Consider the following 5,658-nt stretch of genomic DNA (forward strand, 5'->3'; position numbering starts at 1 on the left):
GTCATGATAATAGGGCCTTCTGATTAGAAGGCCCTATTATCAATGATTTTTATCCTCGTGACGACACTATCTAGAAGCCAACAAGGGTTTCCCTGAGAGGATTAAATCCCTTTCTTCAGGATTAGCCTGACTCACACACCATTCAGGTTCATCGCTTTCCAGCGCTTCTTCCAGTTCGTCAAACATTGCTTTCCGTTTGCGGATCTCCTGGCAAAGTTGCATAACGGTGATGTCTTTTAAAACATTATAATTTTCAGGCTTAAACCATTTTGTTAACTCAACTTTTTTTGCTGCGGTTGCCATCGGTAATCCCTCTTATAAACAGGCTGTTACTATACGATAGCGGTTTCCAAAAGTTGACAGGTTTGATTTTCTGAGGTAGCAATTGTCAGTGATGTCTACTGACGTAAACTGACGTAATTAATTGAATATAATTGACATTTTTATTATTTTTAAATACAAATGATGGTACAAATGTTGTTACATAAATTATGTTATTATAAATTAACTATATAAAACAGGAGTTTAAAAATGCATTCGAGTCCAGTCAGAGAGCCATATTTAGAAAACCCGCTAAAGGTAACTTAAGCGGGTTTTTGCTTTTCTGGCATCACATCCCCTTCCCCGCCAGTGCCTGCAACTCGCCTTTAAGCCAGTCCGTTGCCGCCCGCTTACCGCTGCGTTTATGCGAGTAAATTTTCACCTCAAACGGGGGAACGGCAAAGGGCAGATCGAAGATCGCTAATTGCGCCGCCTGTTTCATCTTCCCGGCAGCAAAACGCGGGATAGCAAGCAGCAGGTCGCTCTGCTCGATAATAAACGGCGCACTGAGCATTGAGGGCGTTTTTATTGTCACCTGCCGCGTGTGCCCCATCCGCTCCAGCTGCAAATCCAGAATGCCCTGCTTCTCGTTCCAGGGAGTGACAACTAAATGCCGGGCCGCGAGGTAATCCTCCAGCGTCAGTCGGGTGCGATGGCGGTTACTGATGACGACATACTCATCTTCAAACCAGACTATTTCATCCAGTTCAGGATGCTCCACATCATCCGGTGCGCTGAACCCCAGCGCCAGATCAATCTCCCCGGCGAGCAATTCCGTCAGCGCCGGGCTGTGGGGCAAATAACGCAGTTCAAATCTCAGGCCTGGCGCCGTCGCCTGCAGCCGATTCATTAACGCCGGAAAAATACAAAACGCGGTGAAATCCGTTATCGCAATCTGAAAGCAATCGGCACTGCATGCGGCTTCAAACGCCGGCTGCGGCGTCAGTTCCTGATTCAGGGACTTTAACGCCGAGGCGATGGACGGCGCGAGCTGGCTTGCATAGACGCTCGGGCACATCCGGTGGCCTTCACGGTAAAACAGCGGATCGTTTAACGTAATGCGCAGCCGGGAGAGCGCATGGCTAAGCGCAGAGGTACTCATCGCCAGTTCTTCTGCGGCCGCTCTGACGGAACGGTGGCGATAGATGGCGTCGAAAACGGGTAAAAGGTTCAGATCAAGACGTCGCAGAGCATGATGCATAATATTCATCAACCGGTGATTTCATTGCACTTAATTCTTTTAACAATAACCCTTATGCTTAACGCCAGCAATTTGAACCCATGCACAACAGACAGGAAGAGAAATGAGCATCACGATTCGCCAGGCCCGCCCGACAGACGCAAATGCAATCTATGACATGATTTATGAACTGGCGGTATACGAAAAAGCCCCGGAAGAAGTGGTGACCACCCCAGATGAAATCAACGCAACGCTGTTTGGTGCTGACAGTAAAACCGAAGCGCTGATCTGCGAGATCGGCGGCAAAGTGGCCGGCTACGCGGTCTTCTTCACCAGCTATTCCACCTGGCTTGGGCGCAACGGTATTCACATGGAAGATCTCTACATTTCACCGGATTATCGCGGCGTGGGCGCGGGAAAAGCCTTGCTGAAATACATCGCACAGTGCGCGGTACAGCGTAAGTGTGGTCGTCTGGAATGGAACGTGCTCGACTGGAACAAACCGGCGATTGATTTCTACCTGAGCATCGGCGCACTGCCGCAAAACGAGTGGGTACGCTATCGTCTTGATGGTGAAGCGCTGCTGAACTTCGCGGAATAACCTGTAACGCATATCCCCCGACGCATCAGTACGCGGGGGATATGGATTTTCAAATCTGGTAATCGATAACCTCTTCGTCCGGCTCCATCACCTGACGTTTGATATCCTCAACCGACAGCCCCGCGTTGCAGAGTTCGATAAAGCGCCAGACGTAGTTGCGCTGCAGCTGACCACGCTTAAGCCCAAGCCAGACGGTGTTGGCATCGAACAGATGCCGCGTGTCCAGGCGCACCAGTTTGCCCTCTTCGTTTTCCCCGCTCGACTGTTCGGCCACCAGCCCCACGCCCAGACCCAGCTCGACATAGGTTTTGATGACATCCGAGTCCTGCGCGCTGAGCACGATATCCGGCAGCAGGCCTTTACGGCCAAAGGCTTCATCGATACGGGAACGCCCGGTGATCCCCTGCCGATAGGTGATAAGCGGCCAGCGACTAATCTCCTCAAGCGTAAGCGGAGAGGTTTGCAGTAGCGGATGATCTTTGGGAACCAGCAGGCTGTGATGCCAGCGGAACCACGGAAATGCCGCAAGCGTACTGTCATTGCTGAGTCGCTCACTGGCGATGCCGATATCCGCACCGCCATTGTGCAGTAGTGTCTCAATCTCCTGCGGCGTCCCCTGAATCAGCTCAAGGCGAACTTCGGGAAACAGCGCGCGGAACGATTTGATAACCGTCGGCAGACTGTAACGCGCCTGCGTATGCGTGGTCGCAATCGTCAACACGCCGGAGGTATCGTTAGTGAAGAGGTCAGCGAGGCGGCGCACGTTGCTCGCCTCGTTGAGAATGCGTTCGGCAATCACCAACAACGCTTTACCCGGCTCGGTCATCCCCAGCAGCCGTTTGCCCCGTCGGATAAAAATCTCAATCCCCAGCTCTTCTTCAAGCTCGCGGATATGACGACTCACCCCGGATTGCGATGTGTAAAGCATGTTGGCGACTTCGGTGAGATTATAATCCCGGCGCGCCGCTTCCCGGATAATTTTCAGTTGCTGGAAATTCACCCTTCCCTCCAGGGCCATCAGACATGACGCTATTGTTAAAGTCTGAGGCCTGGCAGAACAAATAATAAAAACCAGCATGTTATTCCGTAATGGAATAACGCTTAACTCACCAGCTGCAACTCCTGGCTATCCATCGACGGACGGCTCACCAGAGACATAAGAATATCTTTTACCGCCTGCGCCTGTGGAGAGAGCGTACCGCGGGCAGAAACGTTCAGAGAAAGCGGTAAATTCATTGATGGCGTCGTGATACGAGCCATCCAGCCATTGGCCGCACTGCTCAACGAACGGGCAGCGGATTCCGGCAACACGGTCACGCCCATGCCACTGGCAATCGCCGCAGTCAGGGTGGAGATGGATTCGATTTCACCGATGATTTTTGCCGTCAGACGACGTAGAGAGAACGCTTCATCAACGCGCAAACGCACCGCGCTGTAATCGCGTGGCAGGAACAGGTTCATCTCGGCAACTGCCGTCAAATCAATGCTTTGCCCTGGGCAATCGCGCGTCCCAACCAGATACAGATCTTCTTTCAGCAGCGGTAAGCTGGTGATGCCGGAGCCCGGTGCTCGCTCGTACAGCACGGCCATATCAAGTTGCCCACTCAGCAGTTTGTCGTTCAGTACCGTACCGCTGTTTTCATGCAGATAGACGGTCACTTCCGGTAATTCTGAACGCACCGCCTGCAGCAGCGGCATGGTCACGGAAGACGCCGCCGTACCCGGAGCCAGGCCAATAGAGACCTGCCCGCGCAGGCATTGCCCCACGTTGTTCACCGCCAGCTGTGCCTGTTCGCACTGACGCAGGATAGTCCGCGCATGAGCGTAGAGGATCTTGCCCGCCTCGGTCGGCGTCACGCCGCGCTTGGTGCGAATCAACAGTTGCTGATCCAGTTCGCCCTCGAGTGTAGCCACCTGCTGGCTCAGTGCGGGCTGCGCGATATGCAGTACCTCAGCGGCCTGAGTCAGGCTGCCGATATCGACGATTTTTACGAAGTATTTCAGGCGTCTTAAGTTCATTTTGCCTCCTGTTCGGAATACCAGTGCCAACGCCGGCAGTCATGTTGTCGGAGGAGTTGCAATATGCTTGCCAGTTTTAGATAAGTCATCTGACCATCGCTAACAGGCTGGATAATAAGAGATTCTGATAGCCAGAGGGGGAATGATTACTGAAACAGTGGTTTGCCCAATGCCCCATAAGAGACTCCTCTGCCTCATGATGGTGCAAATAATCTGCGAATTGTTTATCTCGCAGGCGCATTGTTGAAATAGTCGGCAAACAGTATGAGAAAGGTATTGCAGCCTTTGACAAGGCGATCAGGCATCGCTAATATTCGCCCCGTTCACACGATTCCTCTGTAGTTCAGTCGGTAGAACGGCGGACTGTTAATCCGTATGTCACTGGTTCGAGTCCAGTCAGAGGAGCCAATTTAGAGAAAGCAGACGTTCACCGACGTCTGCTTTTTTGCTTTTTATCAATGGGTTATCCCCTTCTTCAGGTTCGCCCTCGTTCACCAAAAAACGCTCGAAGCCATACCCTTTTGCTGGTAAAAATACTGGTAAAGCTGGTTCGATTTCGTTTTTACCAGCAATCAGAGGGAACCGTCATGCCACTTACTGATACTAAAGTAAAAAATGCCAAGCCGTCAGAAAAGGCGGTAAAGCTTACTGACGGGTTCGGCCTCTACTTACTGGTTCATCCAAGCGGTTCAAAATACTGGCAGTTAGGCTATCGCTTCGAAGGAAAACAGAAGGTGTTTTCCATTGGCGTCTATCCTGCTGTTTCTCTGGCTGATGCAAGGCAACGCCGGGATGAGGCAAAAAAGCTGTTAGCGGCTGGCGTTGACCCCAGCGCTAAAAAGCAGGCTGACAACAAAACTATTCAAGAGCGACGTAACAATACCCGCGCTTTCAAAACTGTTGCTAAGAGCTGGTTTGCCACCAAAACTACTTGGTCAGAAGATTATCAGCGTTCGGTATGGACACGACTCGAAACCTACCTGTTCCCTGACATCGGTAACAAAGACATAGCTGAACTAGATACAGGCGATCTGCTGGTTCCCATCAAAAAGATAGAAAAGCTGGGTTATCTTGAAATTGCTATGCGGGTGAAACAGTACGCCACTGCCATCATGCGTTATGCCGTCCAGCAAAAGATGATCCGTTTCAATCCAGCCTATGATTTGGAAGGGGCAGTTCAGAAGCCTCAGACCGAACACCGCCCCGCTATCGAACTGGAAGAGATACCTACCCTGCTGGAACGTATCGAAGCCTATAAAGGCCGTAGCAGACTGACCCAATTGGCGATAAAACTCAATTTGCTGATTTTTGTCCGTTCCAGTGAACTTCGCTTTGCCCGTTGGTCAGAGATCGATTTCAAAAGCGGTTTGTGGGTTATTCCAGAACAACGTGAAGCCATTGAAGGTATCAAGCATTCAGGGCGTGGTGCCAAAATGCGTAGGAAACATTATGTTCCTCTGTGGAAGGTGCGATTTAATCGGTGGGGTTCAGTGGAGTCCTTAGCTGTATTAGCCTTACCTTAGCTGAGCTGTATTAT

The 5,658-nt window shown here is 51.3% G+C and carries 6 protein-coding genes and 1 tRNA gene; 3 read left to right on the forward strand and 4 right to left on the reverse strand.

Annotation, left to right across the window (positions count from 1 at the left end; translation table 11 throughout):
* Window positions 1–66 precede the first annotated feature (66 nt).
* Window positions 67–303 (reverse strand): DUF6387 family protein, encoded by a 237-nt coding sequence (locus ACSZPU_RS22625; protein ID WP_499003400.1) that lies wholly within the window; start codon window positions 301–303, stop codon window positions 67–69.
* Window positions 304–610: 307 nt separating this feature from the next.
* Entirely contained in the window at window positions 611–1,534 is a 924-nt protein-coding gene (locus tag ACSZPU_RS22630; protein ID WP_499003403.1) for a LysR family transcriptional regulator, read from the reverse strand.
* A 91-nt stretch (window positions 1,535–1,625) separates the two neighbouring features.
* On the opposite strand from ACSZPU_RS22630, the gene ACSZPU_RS22635 reads away from it, so the two are divergent.
* Complete coding sequence (locus tag ACSZPU_RS22635; protein ID WP_499003404.1) at window positions 1,626–2,102, forward strand: GNAT family N-acetyltransferase; 477 nt, start codon at window positions 1,626–1,628, stop codon at window positions 2,100–2,102.
* Between the two features lie 49 nt (window positions 2,103–2,151).
* On the opposite strand, the gene cbl is transcribed toward ACSZPU_RS22635, so the two are convergent.
* Both cbl and nac read right to left on the reverse strand, forming a co-directional pair.
* On the reverse strand, window positions 2,152–3,102 hold the full coding sequence (gene cbl, locus ACSZPU_RS22640) for an HTH-type transcriptional regulator Cbl (protein WP_041851852.1): 951 nt from the start codon (window positions 3,100–3,102) through the stop codon (window positions 2,152–2,154).
* A 101-nt stretch (window positions 3,103–3,203) separates the two neighbouring features.
* On the reverse strand, window positions 3,204–4,121 hold the full coding sequence (gene nac, locus ACSZPU_RS22645) for a nitrogen assimilation transcriptional regulator NAC (protein ID WP_499003409.1): 918 nt from the start codon (window positions 4,119–4,121) through the stop codon (window positions 3,204–3,206).
* Between the two features lie 332 nt (window positions 4,122–4,453).
* Between nac and ACSZPU_RS22650 the strand changes: the two genes are divergently transcribed.
* A tRNA-Asn gene (locus ACSZPU_RS22650) sits at window positions 4,454–4,529 on the forward strand.
* Window positions 4,530–4,708: 179 nt separating this feature from the next.
* Entirely contained in the window at window positions 4,709–5,644 is a 936-nt protein-coding gene (locus tag ACSZPU_RS22655; RefSeq protein ID WP_499003412.1) for a tyrosine-type recombinase/integrase, read from the forward strand.
* Window positions 5,645–5,658 lie beyond the last annotated feature (14 nt).

It is taken from the genome of Phytobacter sp. V69, assembly GCF_965644215.1.
In the GTDB taxonomy this organism is placed as follows: domain Bacteria; phylum Pseudomonadota; class Gammaproteobacteria; order Enterobacterales; family Enterobacteriaceae; genus Phytobacter.